The sequence below is a fragment of the Mycobacteroides franklinii genome (assembly GCF_001853795.1).
In the GTDB taxonomy this organism is placed as follows: domain Bacteria; phylum Actinomycetota; class Actinomycetes; order Mycobacteriales; family Mycobacteriaceae; genus Mycobacterium; species Mycobacterium franklinii.
In genome coordinates, this window is the sequence record NZ_MLIK01000019.1 from 2,196,763 (window position 1) to 2,214,876 (window position 18,114).

20 protein-coding genes and 1 pseudogene are annotated in these 18,114 nt (G+C 65.2%); 14 read left to right on the forward strand and 7 right to left on the reverse strand.

What is annotated here, in order from left to right; all coding sequences use genetic code 11:
• Window positions 1-3 precede the first annotated feature (3 nt).
• The 4 genes from BKG76_RS18130 to BKG76_RS18145 all read left to right on the forward strand — a co-directional run bounded on the left by BKG76_RS18130 (window position 4) and on the right by BKG76_RS18145 (window position 3,831).
• Complete coding sequence (locus BKG76_RS18130; protein WP_070938821.1) at window positions 4-750, forward strand: SIR2 family NAD-dependent protein deacylase; 747 nt, start codon at window positions 4-6, stop codon at window positions 748-750.
• A gap of 129 nt (window positions 751-879) precedes the next feature.
• Window positions 880-2,013 (forward strand): phosphotransferase, encoded by a 1,134-nt coding sequence (locus BKG76_RS18135; RefSeq protein ID WP_165611528.1) that lies wholly within the window; start codon window positions 880-882, stop codon window positions 2,011-2,013.
• Between the two features lie 11 nt (window positions 2,014-2,024).
• Window positions 2,025-2,924 (forward strand): TIGR03619 family F420-dependent LLM class oxidoreductase, encoded by a 900-nt coding sequence (locus BKG76_RS18140; protein ID WP_070938823.1) that lies wholly within the window; start codon window positions 2,025-2,027, stop codon window positions 2,922-2,924.
• The gene (locus BKG76_RS18145; RefSeq protein ID WP_070938824.1) at window positions 2,917-3,831 is read left to right on the forward strand and encodes an SDR family NAD(P)-dependent oxidoreductase; all 915 of its coding nucleotides are present in this window, start codon (window positions 2,917-2,919) and stop codon (window positions 3,829-3,831) included. Before BKG76_RS18140 ends, BKG76_RS18145 begins: the two co-directional genes overlap by 8 nt.
• A gap of 7 nt (window positions 3,832-3,838) precedes the next feature.
• On the opposite strand, the pseudogene BKG76_RS24560 reads toward BKG76_RS18145, so the two are convergent.
• The 4 genes and pseudogenes from BKG76_RS24560 to BKG76_RS18160 form a co-directional block, all read right to left on the reverse strand.
• A pseudogene (locus tag BKG76_RS24560) lies at window positions 3,839-3,958 on the reverse strand (pyrimidine dimer DNA glycosylase/endonuclease V); the annotation flags it as partial.
• 3 nt (window positions 3,959-3,961) lie between these two features.
• Window positions 3,962-4,849 (reverse strand): SDR family NAD(P)-dependent oxidoreductase, encoded by an 888-nt coding sequence (locus BKG76_RS18150; RefSeq protein WP_070938825.1) that lies wholly within the window; start codon window positions 4,847-4,849, stop codon window positions 3,962-3,964.
• Window positions 4,850-5,107: 258 nt separating this feature from the next.
• A complete protein-coding gene (locus BKG76_RS25180) occupies window positions 5,108-5,299 on the reverse strand; it encodes a PASTA domain-containing protein (protein WP_070939347.1) in 192 nt (63 codons plus the stop codon).
• Window positions 5,300-5,418: 119 nt separating this feature from the next.
• Window positions 5,419-6,957 (reverse strand): acyl-CoA synthetase, encoded by a 1,539-nt coding sequence (locus tag BKG76_RS18160; protein ID WP_070938826.1) that lies wholly within the window; start codon window positions 6,955-6,957, stop codon window positions 5,419-5,421.
• 144 nt (window positions 6,958-7,101) lie between these two features.
• Between BKG76_RS18160 and BKG76_RS24915 the strand changes: the two genes are divergently transcribed.
• The 5 genes from BKG76_RS24915 to BKG76_RS18180 all read left to right on the forward strand — a co-directional run bounded on the left by BKG76_RS24915 (window position 7,102) and on the right by BKG76_RS18180 (window position 11,252).
• Window positions 7,102-7,257 (forward strand): hypothetical protein, encoded by a 156-nt coding sequence (locus BKG76_RS24915; protein ID WP_109420794.1) that lies wholly within the window; start codon window positions 7,102-7,104, stop codon window positions 7,255-7,257.
• Window positions 7,258-7,261: 4 nt separating this feature from the next.
• Window positions 7,262-8,392, forward strand: coding sequence for a YeiH family protein (locus tag BKG76_RS18165; protein WP_070938827.1), 1,131 nt, complete (start codon window positions 7,262-7,264; stop codon window positions 8,390-8,392).
• A 90-nt stretch (window positions 8,393-8,482) separates the two neighbouring features.
• Window positions 8,483-9,799: a cytosine permease gene (locus tag BKG76_RS18170; RefSeq protein ID WP_070938828.1), complete on the forward strand. Its 1,317-nt coding sequence runs from the start codon at window positions 8,483-8,485 to the stop codon at window positions 9,797-9,799.
• On the forward strand, window positions 9,796-10,473 hold the full coding sequence (gene biuH / locus BKG76_RS18175; protein ID WP_070938829.1) for a biuret amidohydrolase: 678 nt from the start codon (window positions 9,796-9,798) through the stop codon (window positions 10,471-10,473). The genes BKG76_RS18170 and biuH overlap by 4 nt, the downstream gene beginning before the upstream one ends.
• 59 nt (window positions 10,474-10,532) lie before the next feature.
• Window positions 10,533-11,252, forward strand: a complete 720-nt coding sequence (locus BKG76_RS18180) for a DUF2275 domain-containing protein (protein WP_070938830.1) — start codon at window positions 10,533-10,535, stop codon at window positions 11,250-11,252.
• On the opposite strand, the gene BKG76_RS18185 is transcribed toward BKG76_RS18180, so the two are convergent.
• A complete protein-coding gene (locus tag BKG76_RS18185) occupies window positions 11,241-12,650 on the reverse strand; it encodes a PepSY-associated TM helix domain-containing protein (protein WP_070938831.1) in 1,410 nt (469 codons plus the stop codon). The genes BKG76_RS18180 and BKG76_RS18185 overlap by 12 nt on opposite strands.
• 76 nt (window positions 12,651-12,726) lie before the next feature.
• Between BKG76_RS18185 and sigC the strand changes: the two genes are divergently transcribed.
• Complete coding sequence (gene sigC, locus BKG76_RS18190) at window positions 12,727-13,278, forward strand: RNA polymerase sigma factor SigC (protein ID WP_070938832.1); 552 nt, start codon at window positions 12,727-12,729, stop codon at window positions 13,276-13,278.
• On the opposite strand, the gene BKG76_RS18195 is transcribed toward sigC, so the two are convergent.
• Window positions 13,275-13,766 (reverse strand): SRPBCC family protein, encoded by a 492-nt coding sequence (locus BKG76_RS18195; protein WP_070938833.1) that lies wholly within the window; start codon window positions 13,764-13,766, stop codon window positions 13,275-13,277. The two genes, sigC and BKG76_RS18195, sit on opposite strands and share 4 nt — an antisense overlap.
• A gap of 32 nt (window positions 13,767-13,798) precedes the next feature.
• On the opposite strand from BKG76_RS18195, the gene BKG76_RS18200 reads away from it, so the two are divergent.
• On the forward strand, window positions 13,799-14,815 hold the full coding sequence (locus BKG76_RS18200; protein WP_070939348.1) for an LLM class flavin-dependent oxidoreductase: 1,017 nt from the start codon (window positions 13,799-13,801) through the stop codon (window positions 14,813-14,815).
• Here BKG76_RS18200 and BKG76_RS18205 read toward each other — a convergent pair.
• Entirely contained in the window at window positions 14,812-15,474 is a 663-nt protein-coding gene (locus BKG76_RS18205) for an NAD(P)H-binding protein (RefSeq protein ID WP_070938834.1), read from the reverse strand. The two genes, BKG76_RS18200 and BKG76_RS18205, sit on opposite strands and share 4 nt — an antisense overlap.
• Before the next feature lie 181 nt (window positions 15,475-15,655).
• Here BKG76_RS18205 and BKG76_RS18210 point away from each other — a divergent pair, with 181 nt between their 5' ends.
• From BKG76_RS18210 to BKG76_RS18220, 3 genes are all read left to right on the forward strand, one after another.
• Entirely contained in the window at window positions 15,656-16,465 is an 810-nt protein-coding gene (locus tag BKG76_RS18210; protein WP_070938835.1) for an SDR family oxidoreductase, read from the forward strand.
• A 52-nt stretch (window positions 16,466-16,517) separates the two neighbouring features.
• Entirely contained in the window at window positions 16,518-17,510 is a 993-nt protein-coding gene (locus BKG76_RS18215; RefSeq protein WP_070938836.1) for a CobW family GTP-binding protein, read from the forward strand.
• A gap of 152 nt (window positions 17,511-17,662) precedes the next feature.
• Window positions 17,663-18,112, forward strand: coding sequence for a 2-isopropylmalate synthase (locus tag BKG76_RS18220; RefSeq protein ID WP_070939349.1), 450 nt, complete (start codon window positions 17,663-17,665; stop codon window positions 18,110-18,112).
• Window positions 18,113-18,114 lie beyond the last annotated feature (2 nt).

Here is an 18,114-nt window from a genome sequence, read left to right on the forward strand (position 1 = left end):
CACATGACCAAGGTCCCCGAGGAACTCGTCGCCGCCGCGTCGACGGCGCGTACCGTCGCGGTACTCACGGGCGCGGGCATGTCCGCCGAGAGTGGGCTGCCCACATTCCGTGATGTTCAGACGGGACTGTGGTCGAAATACGACCCGATGACGCTGGCGACACCGGAAGCCTGGAACGAGGACCCGGGGCTTGTCTGGGCCTGGTACCAGAATCGGCGTATCCAGCTGCTGGACGTGCAGCCGAACGACGGACATCGTGCGCTGGCGCGGTGGGGATCTCACCGCGACATCCGGATCGTCACTCAGAATGTCGATGACCTTCACGAGCGCGCGGGCAGCACGGATGTGACTCACGTTCACGGCAGCCTGCTCAAATCGCATTGTGACACCTGCCAGACCGGTTTCGAGGCGACGGTCGCCGCCCCCGAGTCCGAGCGGGTCGCGCCGCCCGAATGCGGCTGTGGCGGAAAGGTCCGACCCAGCATTGTGTGGTTTGGGGAGATGCTTCCTGAGGTCGAATTCGGTCATGCCGTCGCGCATTCGCAGAACTGCGACCTGATGCTGCTCATCGGCACGTCCGGGATCGTGTACCCGGCGGCGGGACTCCCGCAGTTGGCATTGAGCCGTGGCGCCACCGTCGTCGAGATCAACCCGCATGAGACCGATCTGTCCGATCGCGCGGACCTGGTCTGGCGGGCCACCGCGGCCAACGCACTGCCGGCGCTCGTCGAGGCGCTTGCGCTGTCCTAGGTCGGGCGCTCGGCGCTACCCGCGCGCTCATCCAAGATCACCCTTGCGCCACATCCGTTATTTCCGATAACGTATCTGACGAGGCGAGGATTCAACTCAACGTCGAGATGAATTCGGATGGAGGCGTGCGTGTTTGAGGCTGTCCATGCTGCGGGCTTGCTGGTGCACCAGACCGCCCGGTACGTCGTGGACCGCATGCTTCCCGACCGCGCGATGCCAAAGACGGCCCACGATGTCACCCCGGAGTGGATGGCGACGGCGCTGGGTCTGCGCTCCGGAGACGTCGAACGTGTCACGGTCGCCGATGAGCATCACGGCACCGCGAGCCGCGCCCGCCTTTCCCTGGGTTACCGAACGCCCGCCCTCGGTCCGGAGACGGTCTTTCTCAAGTTCGCGCCCACCGCGTTCGTCGGTCGGCTGTTCCTGAATGCCCTCGGGCTCGGCGAGCGGGAAATCGGCGTCTACCGGAAGGTGCTCGGCGAGCTTCCGCACATTGCTCCGAAAGGCTATGTTGCGCAGTGGGATCGGCAGCACGGCCGGGGAGTTCTGGTCATCGAGGATCTCACCGCGCGCGGATGCCGGCTCAACGATGTTCGCTCCGCCTGCCCACCGCAGGATGCCAGTGGGGTCCTTGCCACCCTCGCGATGGTGCATGCCCGCTACTGGAACAGTCCCCGCTTTCAGGGTGACCTGCGATGTCTCGTCAACTCAAGCGGCCAGCGCGCTATCGCCGAGCGGGTGAAGGCTGCGGCGCTCAAACGCTCCATAGACGGTGTACCGCAGGATGTTCACCGTGCGGCCCGGGTGCTGGACCGCCGTAGCGACGCAGTCGACACCTTCTGGGGAAGCCTGCCAGGCACTTTGACACACGGCGACACTCACCTGGGCAACATCTTCTTCAATCCGGACGGCAGCGCCGGTTTCTTCGACTGGCAGGTGGCCACTCGCGGTCCCGCGATACGAGACGTCGCCTATTTCCTGATCTCCTCGCTGTCCCCGGATGCCGCACGCTCCCATGAACGCGAGTTGCTCGACGAGTATCAACACCGACTGGTCCAGTGCGGCGGTCCGGATCTCGAGAGCCGAGAGTTGTGGGACATGTACCGAGCGGCCGCCACCCATTTCTACATCGGCGCCGTCGTCACCGCAGCCTTCGGAGATCGTCTGCAGGCGGGGGATATTGCCCGTGTCGGTGTGCAGCGAGCCGTCGCCGCCGTCACCTCACTCGACTCCTTCGGCGTCCTGCGCCGCTTCCTCGACTGATCGGAGAATCCATGCGCTTCGGTATCGCGCTGCCACACTTCGCGCATTTGGCCGCGCCCGGTCCGATCACCGAGATCACCCGTGCCGCAGAGGGCAACGGGTACCACTCGGTGTGGGCGAGCGATCACGTGATCGTGCCTGCGGGAACGCCCTTCCTGCCCGATGAGCTGACCGAAATTCTGGCCACCCTGGCCTATCTCGCGGGTAAGACCACGCGGCTCACGCTGGGGACCAGCGTTCTCGTCGCCCCCTACCGGCCCGCGCTGTTCACTGCCAAATACCTCTCAACACTGGACGTTCTCGCCGAGGGGCGACTCGCCGTTGCGGTCGGGGTGGGGCGGCTGGAGCCCGAATTCGAGGCGCTGGGAGTCGCTTTCGCGGACAAGTGGTCGCGGACCGATGAGGACCTGCGCGTATGGCACGACCTGTGGACCACCGATACCTCGAACTTCGACGGTCGATGGACCAGCTATCACGATGTGCGGATGTTCCCCACGGGACACGGCGGAAGAAATGGGCCACCGGTCTACTTCGGCGGGGGTGGTCCGCGCGCCATCCGCCGGGCAGCGCACGCCGACGGTTGGCATCCCATCGTGCTGGGCACCCCCGAACCGCCACCGGAGATTTCGCAGTACGAACAGGCCTGCCGCGACGCCGGACGGCCACGGGGGCACGTTCAGGTGCGGTACATGGCGGGGTACCCGACCGTCGACATCGACGCATGGCCGTTCAGCGGCAATCAGGACGAACGCCGTCAGCAGGCGCAGCGATTCGCCGACGCCGGTGTGGACGAGCTGATCATCGACGCCACCATGCTTGCCCTGTCGAATCTTTCGGCAGCGCAGATTGTCTCGCTCTTGGAGCGATTCGCACGTGAAGTGATCGAGCCGATGGGAGCAGTCAATGAATGACATCCGATTCGATGGGCGGGTGGCCATCGTCACCGGTGCGGGAGGCGGGCTCGGGCGTGAGTACGCGCTGCTGCTGGCCAGCCGGGGCGCCAAGGTCGTGGTCAACGACATCGGATCGCCGGACGAGCTGCTGGGCACCGGCAGCTCCGATGCCCCGGCCAGCTCGGTGGTGGCCGAAATTCTGGCGCTGGGCGGTGAAGCCATCGCCGATACGCACACCGTCGCCACCGGAGACGGCGGACGCGCCATCGTCGGCGCCGCATTGGACACCTGGGGGCGGGTCGACATCGTCATCAACAATGCGGGAATCGTCGGGCCCATCAAGGCTTTCGCCGAACTCACCGATGAGGACGTGGACACCGTCCTCGGTGTTCAGCTGCGCGGGCCGTTCAACGTGCTGCGCCCGGCGTGGAAGGCGATGGTTGACCAGGGATACGGGCGAATCCTGAACATTTCGTCGGGCAGCATGTTCGGGCAGGGGGAGGCCTGCACCTATCCGACCGCAAAGGCCGGAATGATCGGCATGACAACCAATCTGGGCCTCGCGGGACCGGCGTACGGCATCAAGGTGAACGCGCTGCTCCCGGTGGGGTTCACCCGAATGGTGGAGAACATGCCCGAACCGGCGCTCAGCTGGCTTCGCGATACCTTCCCCGCCGCAGCTGTGGCACCGGTGGCGGCCTTCCTGGTATCCGATGACGTGCCGTGTTCGGGCGTCAGCTTCAGCGCCGGCGGCGGGCGATTCGCGCGGGTCTTCCTCGGCGAGGCGCAGGGTGTTACCTCGGCTCAGCTCACCATCGAAGAGGTGCGCGACACATTCGGGGCAGCGATGGAGACCGACGGTGCCGCGACCATCGCCAACGTCGGTGACGAACTCGCGCTCTACGCGGCCACATTGGCCGGGTAGTCAGACCTCACGCCGGGTAATCCGGCAGCACCTTCTCCCAGCCTTCGATCTCTCCGTGAACCGGCCGGAAGATGGGATGCGGGCGCAGTCTGCGGGGGTTTTCTGCCGCGAGTAGATCCGGATCACGGTGTTACAGATTCACCAGCTCGCCGGAGCGCCGCCACAGTTCTTCTTGCGCCTGCTGGTTGGAACGGATTCGTACGGCAGGCAAGAGGCCCAGTCCCGGGGTGGAGGTGAAGAACTGCCCGGTGATACTTGCGAGATCCTCATCGAGCACCAACCGGATTCCCATCTTGGCGCCCTGATCGGGCCGTCGCACGAATGGTGTGCGCGAGGCAAGGCCCGCCGCTGCGGTGAGCACGAGGCTGTCCCGAACCAGTCCGGTCGACACCATGCCGGGGCAGAAGCAGTTGACCGTCACGCCGGTGCCCTCCAGGCGCCGCGCGAGTTCCTGGGTGAACAAGATGTTCATCAGCTTTGACTGGCCGTACCGAACCTCCGAGCGGATCGCGTTGTAGCGGCGTGGTTCTGCGAATCGCTCCAAGTCGATACGCGGCCACGACCGATGCGCCTCGGAAGCGGTGATGACGATGCGCGCACGATCCGCGGCGATGATCGGCTCAAGCAGCAGGTTGGTCAGCAGAAACGGCCCGAGGTGATTGGTCGCGGTCATCAGGTCAAAGCCGTCCGCACTGGGCTTGCCCGTGAGGGAGTGCATGCCGGCGTTGTTCACCAGCGTGTCGATCCGGGAGTGTGTCGCGGCGATCTCGCGTGCTGCGGCCCGCACCGAGTCCAGGTCGGCAAGGTCGGCCTGGATGTACTCCGGCGCCGTGATCGCGCCGTTCTCGGCCGCCAGTTCACGGACCGTCTCGGTGGCCTTGTCGGGATCCCGGGCCAGCAGCGTCAGCAGCGCCCCGCGCCGCACCAGAGCCCGGGCAATCTCTTTCCCGATTCCGTTGGTCGCGCCGGTGATGACGATCCGGGAACCGGCGATAGGGCGATCTGGATACGTGGCCATGACCCTCCTCAATGAGTGAACTCGGTGCATTCAAATTCTATTGACATGCGAATGCTGTGAGCATCTCAATGGAGTGTCGCCGTGTCAAGAGGGGGCGAATGGCGGCGCGAGGCCGGACCGGGACATGGGGAGCCGGCCTGGGTCAAGTCGATCGAATTCGCGCCGCGTCCGTGCCAGGAAGACGGCTGTGCGGTGATGTCCGCAGGTGCGGCCTCGCGAAAAGAATGCCTGGTAATGCTCGAAAGGTGCTGCTGCGCCTTAGGTTCCGAAAGTCAGGGTGATCTTCGCGCCCGGTTCGAGGTGAGCCCCTGCCGCGGGGTCCTGTGCGAAGATCCGGGATTTCTTACTCGGGTCGTCGACGGGAACTTCCTTGGTGGCCACGTTGACCCTGCCCAACTTGCGCAGCAGGGGCTTCACGTCACTCCACTGCAGTCCGGCCAGATCGGGCATGACACCCGGTTGAACTGTGGGCACCGTGACACTCGGCGCGCTCGATGGCCCCTCCTGTGTGGCGGATGTCGAACACCCTGCCAGTAACCCCGCGGCAACGCAGATCGCGGCCACCGTCCTCATTGAGCCCCCTCCCAATATTTCTGGCGCACCAGTCCTTTGGCGAGCTTACCGGTGGGGGTGCGCGGAAGGGTATCGGTGAAGTCAAAGCTACGGGGCACCTTGTACCGGGCGATGCGCTCACGCAGAAATTCGGCGAGCTCGGCGGCGAGAGCCTCCCGATCCACCGAGGGATCCTCGGGCTGTACCACCGCCTTTGCCAATTCACCCATCTCGGCATCGGGCACCCCGATGACGGCGACATCCAACACGGCAGGGTGCAGCGCCAGCGCATTTTCGATCTCCTGGGGGTAGATGTTCACGCCCCCGGAAATAATCATGAACGCCTTGCGGTCGGTCAAGAACAGGAAGCCCTCGTCGTCGACGTAGCCGATATCGCCCGTCGTCGTCCACGTCCCATGATTGGGATGGCAAGCGCTACGCGTCTTTTCATCGTCGTTGTGATAGGCGAACGGCAACTCGTCTCGCTCGAAATACACCAGCCCGGCCTCGCCGGTGGGGAGCTCGACGCCTTCTTCGTCGCAGATGTGCAGTACCCCGAGTGCGGGGCTGCCGACCGAACCCGGCCGCTTGAGCCAGGTCTCGCAGTCGATGAAGGTGACACCATTGCCCTCGGTGGAGGAGTAGTACTCGTACAGGATCGGGCCCCACCAATCGATCATCGACTGTTTCACCTCGATGGGGCATGGCGCGGCGGCATGCACGGCGACCTTGAGTGAGGAAACGTCGTATCGGTCCCGGATTTCTTTGGGCAGCTTCAGCATTCGCACAAACATCGTCGGCACCCATTGGCTGTGGGTGATCCGGTGTCTCTCGATGGCCGCCAGCGCCTCTTCGGCGCCGAAGCGTTCCATGACCACCGCGGTGCCACCCATCGACTGCACAAAGCCGCAAAACCGCAGCGGTGCAGCGTGATAGATCGGTGCCGGCGACAGATACACGGTGTCGGCGTTGAATCCGTACAGATGGGCAAAAAGCATCGCGAATGGACTTGGCTCATCGATCTGCCGGTCCATGAGCGGAACCTTGATTCCCTTGGGCCGACCGGTCGTTCCCGAGGAGTACAGCATGTCCGACCCGGCAGGCTGTGAGGGGAGCGGCTCGTCGGCGGCATTTTCGAGCGCCTCTTCGTATGAGTCGTACCCGGGCACCTCGCCGCCGAATGCCAGGCGCAGCGTGACTGCCGGAATGTCGTCGAGGATCGCCTCGGCCTGCTCTCGCACACCGGCGGCGACCACGAGTGCCGTGGCGCCGGAATCGTTGACGATGTAGCTGACTTCCGTGGGCGCCAGGTGATGGTTGACCGACGTGATGTACAGCCCGGACCGCAGTGCGGCCCAGTACACGACGAATACTTCGGGAACGTTGTCGCTGAGCAGCGCGACGTGATCGCCTCTGCGCAGACCGCTGTCATACCAGTGACGGGCCAACCGCCGGGACTGCTCGTCCAACTCTCCGTAGGTGAGCGTGGCCCCGGAGCCTGCCATCACGACGGCGGGCTTGTCAGGGAACTGGGCTGCGTGGGTGCCTGGATACACGGGACGAGGACCTTCCGACGGCGTTGTCTACGGGCGTCGTCGACTGTACTTGACAGGGTGTCAAGTTTGATCCGGGGCCCGGCCTCAACTCAATACGAGCGGATGTCTTGCGGGCCTGGTGGCGCACCAGAAAGATCTCCGTCCGTGACCGACGAACAGTCCGGCGCCTCGGCACCCGCCGCGGACCAGCCCACAACATCTCTCATCGCGCGCATAGGCGTCGACTGGTGGGCAACCATCATCGCCGGTGTGATCGTCCTACTGGCCGTGGCCAATGTGCTGCCGAAGATTCCGTGGTGACCCGATGACTTCAAAGACCGAGACACAAACCGCCGACGAGGCATACGAAGACCCTGAGGCGAGTTTCACCTCGCACCGCCCACTCGACTACGTGCCCGGCATCCTGCTGCTCATCGGGGTGGGTCTCCTGGGCAAGTACGCGCAGATTTGGTGGAAAGATCTGGCCAAGGCGCAGCACTGGACGGTGCCCGACATCGAATATGTCTTGTGGGCCATCGTGATCGGCCTGCTGATCACCAACACCATCGGGCTACATCGCATCTTCCGGCCCGGGGTGCAGACCTACGAGTTCTGGCTCAAGATCGGCATCGTGGCGCTCGGTGCGCGATTCGTGCTGGGCGACGTCCTCAAATTGGGTGGCACCAGCCTGGTGCAGATCCTGGTGGACATGACCGTGGCCGGTGCCATCATCTTGTTGGCGGCCAGATGGTTTGGGCTGAGCGGAAAGTTGGGATCGCTGCTGGCCATCGGCACCTCGATCTGCGGGGTATCGGCGATCATCGCGGCCAAGGGCGCCATCAGGGCCCGCAATTCCGATGTCAGCTATGCCATCGCATCCATTCTGGCGCTCGGCGCGGTGGCATTGTTCACTCTGCCGGCGATCGGGCACGGGCTTGGCCTGACCGACTACGAGTTCGGCTTGTGGGCGGGCCTGGCCGTCGACAACACCGCCGAGACGGTCGCCACGGGGCGCCTCTACTCCGAACATGCCGGTGACATCGCAACGGTCGTCAAATCCACCCGCAACGCGCTCATCGGGTTCGTGGTGCTCGGTTTCGCGCTGTACTGGGCGGCGCGCGGCGAGGCGGACAACGTCGCTCCCGGGCTGAAGGCCAGGGCCGCGTTCGTGTGGGACAAGTTCCCCAAGTTCGTTCTCGGCTTCTTGGCCGTATCCGCCGTCGTGACCCTGGGGTGGCTGACAAAGGGGCAGGTCAACAACCTGGTCAATGTGTCCAAGTGGGCATTTCTGCTGACCTTCGCCGGAGTGGGGCTGAACACCAATTTCCGGGAGATCGCTCGCAGTGGCTGGCGCCCGCTCGTGGTCGCGGTGATCGGTCTGGTGGTCGTGGCGGCGGTGTCCCTGGGCTTGGTTCTACTGACATCACGGGTGTTTGGCTGGGGCGCGCACGTCTAGGTCCTTCGGTATCGAACCGGGAGGTGTCGTCACGCACACGTAACCGGTCTGGACCGCGCGTGCAACATCGTGCCGAGATCCTGTGCGTCGATGGCCACAGAAGTCGCTGCCTCGTCAGATGCCACTGCCGTTGGCACCCCCGAATTGGGGAGCTCCGAGTACGAGAACGAACCGGTTCCGCAACACGCGCGACGAAGCCTGATCTCCGTTGGCGCGGTGTGGCTCGGGTTCCCGATGATCCTGACCTGCGCCGTATTTGGCGGGCTCGTCGTCTACTCGTTGGGCTTTGGGCGCGGGATGTTGGCGATCGCATTGGGCAACGCCGTGCTGACCGGTTACGTCGGTGCATTGAGTTACCTGGCAGGCAAGACGGGAAAGAACTTCGCGCTCATCGCGATCGGGACATTCGGGACGCTCGGATACCGGGTGGTCTCTGGCTTCCTGGCCACCGTGGTGATCGGCTGGTTCGCGTTCCAGACGGGTCTTACCGGATCGGTGTTGGCCAGCAGTGCAGGATGGGACGCGCGGTGGACGGCTCTGGCCGCGGGCATCGGCTATGTGGCGGTGACGCTGCTCGGCATCAGGGCGCTGTCGGTGATCGGCCTGGTTGCCGCACCGCTGTATCTGCTGCTGGGTACGGTGGCTATTGCTCTGGCCCTGCATAATTCGACGCTTGCGGACGCCTTCGGCTATGGCGGAGGAGCGGGCGGGGCCGCGATGAGCATGGGCGCCGCGGTGACCCTGGTGGTCGCCTGTTTCATCGATTCCGGGACCATGACCGCGGACTTCACCCGCTGGTCTCGCAGTGGGCGCCAAGGCTTTTGGGCCTCTTTTGCGGCCTTCCCGCTCGGCAACGCCATTGCCATGGTGATCGGCGGCCTGATCGTTGCCTTGGGTGCCGCACCTTCACCCGGTACGGACGGCGGCAATTTCCTTGGCGCGCTGATCGGTGCGGGCGGTTGGCTGGTGCCGGTCTCCATAGCGTTTGTTTTCGTCAACCTGGGGTCGGTCTGCACGCATTGCCTGTACAACGGCGCGGTCGGCTGGAGCCAACTCACCGGTCAGAAGATGCGGCTGCTGGCCGTGCTGCTCGGCTCGGTCGGGGTGTTGTTGGCGGTGCTGGGTGTGTGGTCGCAGTTCGAGCAGTGGCTGACCCTCTTGGGTGTGGTGGTTCCGCCCATCGGGACGGTGCTCATCCTTGACCAGTTAGTGCTGCCGCGTTTCGGATTCACGACGGGTGACGCGGCGATTCGTTGGGAGTCCTTCGGGGCCTGGGTCGTGGGCGCGGCGTCGGCGTTGGCCGCACATCTGTGGGCGCCGCAGTTTTCCGATGCTCTGGTGGGAATGGTGACCGCCGCACTTGTCTATGTCGCGATACGCCACGCGCGGCGCGGGGTGTCGGCATGACGGGGCAGGTGGACGCACAGCCGTACCCGTGGCCGTTTGACGGCCCCGTGGACCCCGCGCACACCGCCGTGCTGTGCATCGATTGGCAGGTCGATTTCTGCGGTCCCGGCGGGTACGTCGACACCATGGGTTATGACCTATCGCTGACGCGTGCAGGTTTGGCACCGACGGCACGTGTGCTCGCGGCGACACGGGCCGCAGGGATGACCATCATTCACACTCGCGAGGGCCATCGACCGGATCTCTCGGACTTGCCGGCCAACAAACGGTGGCGGTCTGCCCGGATTGGCGCCGAGATCGGCGTGGCGGGGCCTTGCGGGCGGATCCTGGTTCAGGGGGAACCAGGTTGGGAAATTGTGCCGGAGGTGGCCCCGCTGCCGGGCGAGCCCGTCATCGACAAGCCGGGCAAGGGGGCCTTCTACGCGACCGATCTCGATTTGGTGCTGCGTACCCGCGGCATTCGGTACATCGTGCTGACGGGCATCACGACAGATGTCTGCGTGCACACCACCATGCGCGAGGCCAACGATCGAGGCTTTGAATGCCTCATCTTGTCCGATTGCACCGGTGCGACCGATCCCGGAAACCACGCTGCCGCGCTCAAGATGGTGACCATGCAGGGCGGGGTGTTCGGTGCCGTCGCGGACTCGGATGAGCTGCTCTCGGCGCTGTAGAGGTCCGCAGATCAGGGGGTCTTCACACCTAAGTCCACGCGATAGGCGACCATAGAGGGGTGAACTGTCAGGAAGTGCGCGAGCAGCTGTCGGCGTGGGTCGACGGTGAGCAGGCGAGCGTCGCGCGCAAGCGTCTGGATGAGCATGTGCTCTCCTGCGCGTCCTGCCGGGAATGGCTGGGACGGGCGCGCGGACTGGATCGTCAGTTCGCCTACGCGCGTTCGGCCCCGACGCGCGACCTCACCGGACAGATCCTGGCAGCCGCGGCCGTCGAACCCCTCACGCCAATGGCCCGGTACGCGCACTGGGCGCGTCAGAACATCAACCGGTGCGCACTGGTGCTCATCGGGCTGCTTCAGCTAGGTGTGGCCGGGATGCAAGTCGCCGGAATCGACTTCGGGATGGTGTCGTCGCATCACCACGGTGCGATGACCGGCGAGCATCTCATGAACGAATCCACCGCCTGGGTGGTGGCCCTCGGCGTGGCCATGGTGATCGCCGGTGTGCGCCCGGCCGCCGCGGCCGGAATGGCAACGGTGCTGGGCGCATTCGCGCTCGTGCTCACCGGGTACGTGATCAACGACGCCGTCAATGATCAGGTGACATTGGCGCGCATCATCAGCCACTCGCCGGTACTGCTCGGGTTGATTTTCGCGCTGCTGGTCCTGCGTGACTACCGTGCCGGACGTACCCCGCCGAACCAGCATCGTGCCGTGTTCCTCGACGAGGTGGCTGCGGGGGAGCGGCATCTGCGCTCCACCGACAACTCAGCCGCTTGACGCCCCGGCGCGGCGGTTCGCCACGAACCCCCAGACAAGGTCGACGGCGAGGAACGCCGCCAGTGAGATTCCCAGCAGCGGCATGAACCAGCCGGTTCCGATCACAACTGCCGCCACCCCGGCCAATTCCAGCGGTTTGAGCGCGAGTAGGCCGCCCCGCCGCGGCGGGGCGGACCAGCGGCCACTCTTGGTCGGGCGCCTACGCCACCACATCAGATAGCCGCGGGTGATGACGGTGATGAGACCAATCACGATGAGCGCGACCAGAATCTGATTCGGGATGCCGAACAGGACGCCCATGTGGCCGTCGATCGCCCACTCGGTCGACTTCTGCAGTAGCGACCACTCCGAGAAATTACTGCGCCCGGTGATCTCCCCGTTGGCGGCGTTCACGGTGATGGCGTCCAGATACGTGGGGATGTTGCGCTTGCGCTCGGAGACCAGCCATGCCGTGTTGGGCTCGGGCGGCGGTGTCATCCACAGCGGGCCACGCAGCCCGGCCTCACGCACCGTCTGCAGCACCGTGTTGACACCCGCCAGCGGCTCGCCACCTGACATCGCGGCGGCGCCATGATGCTCATGTCCGGTCATCGGCGTGGCGGCAGCCGGGTTGAGCTCGGTGGACAGCGCCGGGCGGATGGCCTGGGTGAGATCACCGATATTGGTGCCGGCATAGCGCGACCAGGTGAGCCCGGTAACCGAAAGCGCCAGCAGCCCAAGAACAATCCAGACCCCGACCGCGCCGTGCCAGGTCAATCTGCGCCGCCGCGGGGTGGCGTCCCGATCGGGGAGCGCGATCCTGCTCAGCCGTCCGGTACGGCGGCGGTAGCCGATCCACAGCAACAGCCCACCCAGGGCGACCACCCACAGCCAGCTGGCCGCAAGTTCGCTGTAGTTGCGCCCGAACGCGCCCAGATGCAGGTTCCGGTGCAGCTCGTCGAACCAGGCACGTACCGGCAGCCATTCGCCGTACGTGGTCAAGGTGCCGCGGATCTCCCCGCTGTACGGATCGACGAACACCGTGCGCGAGTAGTCGGCGGGAACGGTGTTGTCTTCGGGAACGGCCAGCACCACGCGGGTCGTATCGTCCGGCGCCGCCGGCGGGCGAATCGAGGTGACCGTGCCGGACGGCTGCGCCGCGGTCGCGACCGCCAGCTGTTGCGATAGCGGCAGCTGCTGGGATCCGACGGAATCGACCTTGAGCTCATGGCGGTACACCACGGCATCGACCTGTCCCACCAGCGCGTACGCGAGTCCGGTCAGCGCCGCGATCAGCAGGAACGGGCCGACGAGGAGCCCCGCGTAGAAGTGCAGGCGCAGTACGATCGGTGCGAATCGTCCCCACACGGTGTTCGTCTGGGACTCGCGAGCATCGGGTCGGTCCTCGGTATAAGTCACGAAATATTGGTCGGATGAACCGGTTAAAGAGTTCCCGCTGTTCACCTGTGAACGTCTACGACATAGAGTAGGACTCGTGGCCACCGGCACCGACGACGAGCAGCTGCTTGAGCTTGCGCTGTCCGCCGGTCGTGGTGACCAATCCGCCCTCGAATCTTTGGTCAAGGCGACCCAGGGTGACGTGTGGCGATTCGTCGCCTACCTGGCCGATACCGGTGTCGCCGACGACCTCACCCAGGAGACATACCTGAGGGCCCTCGGCGCGCTGCCGCGGTTCGCCGGACGCTCGACGGTGCGCACCTGGCTGCTGTCGATCGCGCGCCGCGTGGTCGCCGACCATATTCGTCACCTGAAGTCCCGGCCGCGTATTGCGCACGGTGCCGACCTCGAGGAAGCGTCGCTGCGCCGCCCGACGCATCGGTTCGAGGAGTTGGTGGAGCTCAAGTCGCTGCTGGCCGCGCTCGACGACGACCGGCGTGAGGCGTTGGTGCTCACGCAGGTTGTGGGCCTGTCCTATGCGGAGACGGCGGATGTCTGCGGCTGCGCGATCGGCACCATCCGGTCGCGTGTGGCCCGGGCCCGCGATGAGCTGATCGGCTGGTCCGAGCCCGAGAATTTGACCGGCTAGCGCGACAGACGCTCGGCGATCTCGCGGAGGTTGGACTCCATTCCCACCTGCCATTCCTGCAGGCGGCGTGACACGATGCGCGCTTCCTTCTCGGGCATGGCCTTGAGCGCGGGTGTCAATCCCGAGGGGCCCGGACCGAGGCGCCCCCATTGCCGCACGATCACTCCGTCACTGGCCGGTTCTACCTCGAAACCCCAACTCGCCGCATACGTCCCGCCCTCGGAGAGCACATTCCACACCCAGCGAGACTCGGGCTCGACCTCGGTGATCTCCGAGACGGTTTCCCACCGGCTGCCATCCCCGCCGTTGGTGCCCTTGAATCGCGCGCCCACCGCGACCTTGTCGGCGCCGTCCAGCCACTGGACGGCGATGAGCTCTCCCGTGCAGTAGGTGGGGAAGGAAATATCGGTGACCAGAGCCCACGCTTCGGCGACTGTTCCCGACATCCGTTGTGACACTTCGACAGTGGGACAGTCGCGGTATCGCATAGGCTGATCCTACGTCTGCGATGGAGGGTCGGATGCGAATTGGCGTGACGATCGAGCCGAGGTTGCCGGGTGCTGCCGACTTCGCGCGGCGGGCTGAGCGGCTGGGTGTGGCCTCGCTGTGGGTGCCCGAGGTGTGGGGGTATGACGCCCTGACCGGCCTTGCCTACCTGGCCGCCCACACCGAGACCATCGGCCTGGGGACCTTCGTGGTTCAGCTGGGCTCGCGGTCACCGGCGCTGCTGGCGACGTCGGCGCTGAGCGTCCAACAGCTCTCCGGCGGGCGCTTCATCCTCGGGATGGGTGCCTCGGGCCCGCAGGTGATGGAGGGCTGGCACGGGGTGCGCTTCACCAAGCCGGTGCAGACCACCCGGGAAACCATCGACATCGTCCGGATGGTGGCCCGGGGGGAGCGGCTTCAGTACGAGGGGCAGGTGTACACGTTGCCGTTGCCGGGCAGTTCCGGAAAACCCTTGCGGCCCATGGTGGCACCGCAGGGCGTGCCCATCTACATCGCGGCCATGGGCCCGGCGAATCTGGCACTCACCGGCGAACTTGCCGACGGCTGGCTCGGTAACTCGTTCATCCCGGAACTCTCCGAGGTGTTCCTCGGCCCCATCAGGGAGGCAGCGGTGGCCGCCGGACGCTCGCTGAGCGATATCGATTTGGTGGCACCGGTTGCCCTCGAATTCGCCGATACCGCAACCGATGCCGCAGTCGCGATCAAGCGTCACGCTTCCGGATATGCCTTCACCATCGGCGCCATGGGCGGGTCCGGGCGAAACTTCTACAACGAGGCATTCACCCGGCTCGGATACGGCGATGGCGTGCGAACGGTGGAATCGCTGTGGCGTGCCGGAGATCGGGAAGCGGCACGAGACGCTGTTCCCGAGGACCTGGGTCGGCTGACCAACCTCGTCGGCACCGACGAGATGATCGCCGAACGACTGGAACGCTATCGCGCGGTAGGCATCTCGACGCTGCTGGTCAAGTTGGACACTCCGTACGACGAGCAGCTACGCACCCTCGATCGGCTATTCGCGTTGCTCTAGAGCGAGGCCACCGCGCTGGTGATCGGTGTGGGCCCTTCGGTGAGGAACAGCACCTGGTGTGTTGTGTTCGGAGCTGTCAGCAGCCCTGCCACCACCGTCGCAACATCGGCCCGCGAGACGGACCCACGTTCGATCGTGCTGGACGACAACGTAACTGAACCGGTCGGTGCCGCGTCGGTGAGTAGGCCCGGGCGCAGGATCGTCCAGTCCAAGTCGTCGCGTGTGCGCAGGTCTTCCTCGGCGGCCGTCTTCGCGATCACGTAGGCGATCCACGATTCGTCGCCCTCGGTCGGCGCGGGCTCCCCGGCGCCGAACGCACTGATCTGTATGAACCGGCGCACCTGCGCGTGTTCTGATGCGCTGGCCAAGAGAACGGCAGCGGCCCGGTCGACGGTGTCCTTACGGGCCGGCCCGCTGCCCGGTCCGGCACCGGCGGCGAAGACCGCCGCATCGGCCCCCGCCAGCGCCGCGGCAACTGTTTCTGTGTCGGCCGATTCCAGGTCTAGAACCAGCGGCTCTGCACCCCATGCCCGGACATCGGCGGCGTGATCGGGGTTGCGGATCAACGCGACGGCAGTATGGCCGCGTGCCGCCAGCAGGCGGATGAGATGCGCGGCGATCTGACCGTGACCACCGGCGATGACGACCTTCTGCGGCATGGTGTTCCCTTCGTGAGCCCTCGAGCGACAACTCCGACGGTAGTTCGGGCACTCCCGGGCGGGGGAGTCTCACAAGGTGCACTTGTTAGCTGTCAATCATCTTTTGTTGGCTTTGGTTAGGGCGACCCCATAGCGTTGAAGCTTGCCCGGCACGGGCGACGGACTGCTACGAGGAGTAGACATGGTCGACATCCCACAGACAATCGATCCGGTTCGGCCCTATCGGCCGCAGGAGCGGCCGCTGGCGGGGAAGGTCGCGGTGGTTACCGGGGCTTCGGCCAACATGGGTGCGGCACTCGCACAGACGCTGGCCTACGACGGCGCTCACATCGTGGTGCACTACCGCAGCGATGACAAGGCAGCGAAGGCCGCGCACGTCGTTCAGCAGATCCAGGAGTCCGGCGGCGAGGCGGTCAGCTTCCAGGCCGACCTTTCCGTTCCGGAGAACTGCACCAAGCTCGCCGACGCCACCTTCGCGGCGTTCGGCCGCTGGGACATCCTGATCAACACCGCGGGGATGATCGTGCGGAAACCCTTGGCGGATATCACCGAAGACGAATATGACGGTGTTTTCAATGCCAACGCCAAGACGGTGTTCTTCATGATGCGCGAGGCGGCGCGCCGGATGGCCGACAACGGGCGGATCCTGAGCTTCGTCACGACCATGGTGGGGGCGCTGGCGCCCACCTACAGTGCCTATGCCGGATCCAAGGCCCCCGTGGAGCATTTCACCAAGGCGCTGGCCAAAGAGGTTGGTGGCAGGGGGATCACCGTCAACTGCATAGCGCCCGGCCCCTTGCAGACGAGCTTCTTCTATCCCGCCGAATCCGACGCGAACATCGGATGGCTGGAGTCGATGAGCATCAACGGCCAGATCGGTCGCGGCGATGACATCCTGCCGGTGGCCAGGCTGCTGGTGCTTCCGGAATCGGGGTGGACCACGGCCCAGACGATTTTCGTCAACGGCGGCATCATCTCCACCATCAACTAGTTGACGGGCTTACTTACACTGGCACTGTGCGGAGAAGTGTCGAGAACATAGCTTGATCCCGGTCACCATCGTCTCCGGCTTCTTGGGCGCCGGTAAGACAACGCTGCTGAACAACCTGTTGCGCAACACCCTGGGCGTGCGAATCGGCGTGGTAGTCAATGACTTCGGTACCATCAACATTGATGCCATGCTGGTCGCCGGTCAGGTCGACTCGACCATGACGATGTCCAACGGATGCCTGTGCTGCGCCGCCGAGGACGACGAACTGGGCGCCATGCTGGCCACCCTCGCCGGCCGGGATATCGACGCCATCGTCATCGAGGCGAGTGGGCTCGCCGAGCCACTGCCCTTGGTGCGGATGGTGCTCGCCGCGACGGCCGAGGACCGCCGGATCGGTTACGGAGGGCTGGTCACCGTCGTCGACACCGCCCAGTACGAGGACGTCGCGGCCCGGCATCCCGAGATCGTCCAGCACCTGGACTTGGCAGATCTGGTGGTTCTCAACAAGATTGACCTGGCCGACGCGGGAGATCGCACTCACCTGCGTGCCGTCGTCAAGGAACGTAACCCGCGTGCGTCGATCGTGGAGACCGCCGGGGCCGATGTGGACCCCCGGCTGTTGTTCGACAAGAAGGAACGCCCCGCGCCGGTCGGTCAGCTCTCGCTTGAGGACCTCATTCGCGAGGACCACGGTCATGAGCACCACGCGCACCACCACTACGAGACGGTGGAGTTCGCCACCGAGCAGCCGCTGCATCCGCGGCGGCTCATCGAGTTCCTCGACAGCCAGCCCGCCGGTGTCTATCGGATCAAGGGCCTAGTGCGGTTGGGTGACAAGATGCTGGCCGTGCACACCGTGGGAGACCACATCAGTATCGACAAGGTGTCCAAACGAACCGATTTCTCGTCGGGGGCGAGTCTGGTGCTCATCGGCACCCACCTGGACGGCGACACGATCACCGAACGTCTGCGCGTCCTCGTCGACGATCCTCCCGATCCCGACCACGAACGATCGATGCTGGTCCTGGGAAAGTATTTGCGCTAATCAGACGCCGCGTCTACTGTTGTTTACGTGTTGTACTTCTCCGGTCATCTCGTAGTAGCAACCCGCAGCGGGGTCTGATCCAGACCGACCCCTCGCTGTGGGTCGAAGCTACTACCTGTCGGTCACCTCCAGCTCGGATGAAAGACCGGAACATGTTCTCCCACACAACAATTTCCCCGCAGATCGATCCGTTCACGGCCCGCTTCGGCGTCCCGCTGCCACGCGGACTGCGCGAGGAGGCCAGCGATATGTCCTGGGCCTCGTTCTGTCAGACCTATGAGCGCAGTGGCGGCGCGTTGAAGCTGGGCCAGTGGTCCGAGGCCAACGGCACCTACCAGGCGACGCTGGCGATCGACGAGTGCATCGAATCATCAACGGTCAGCGCCTGCGGGCCCATGGCGGCACTGACCGCCATGCTGTCCGAGCGTGGGATACAGATGGAAACGCTCAGCTTTCACCAGATGCACGACGGCGATGAGACGTGCACCTTCGTCTACGGCACCAACGGCAGCGGCACCGCGTGGGCGATGGGCCGCGCCCACGACGCCACCACGTCCTCGCTGAAGGCGGTCACCGCCTGTGCCAACCGTCTGGCCTGCTAGCG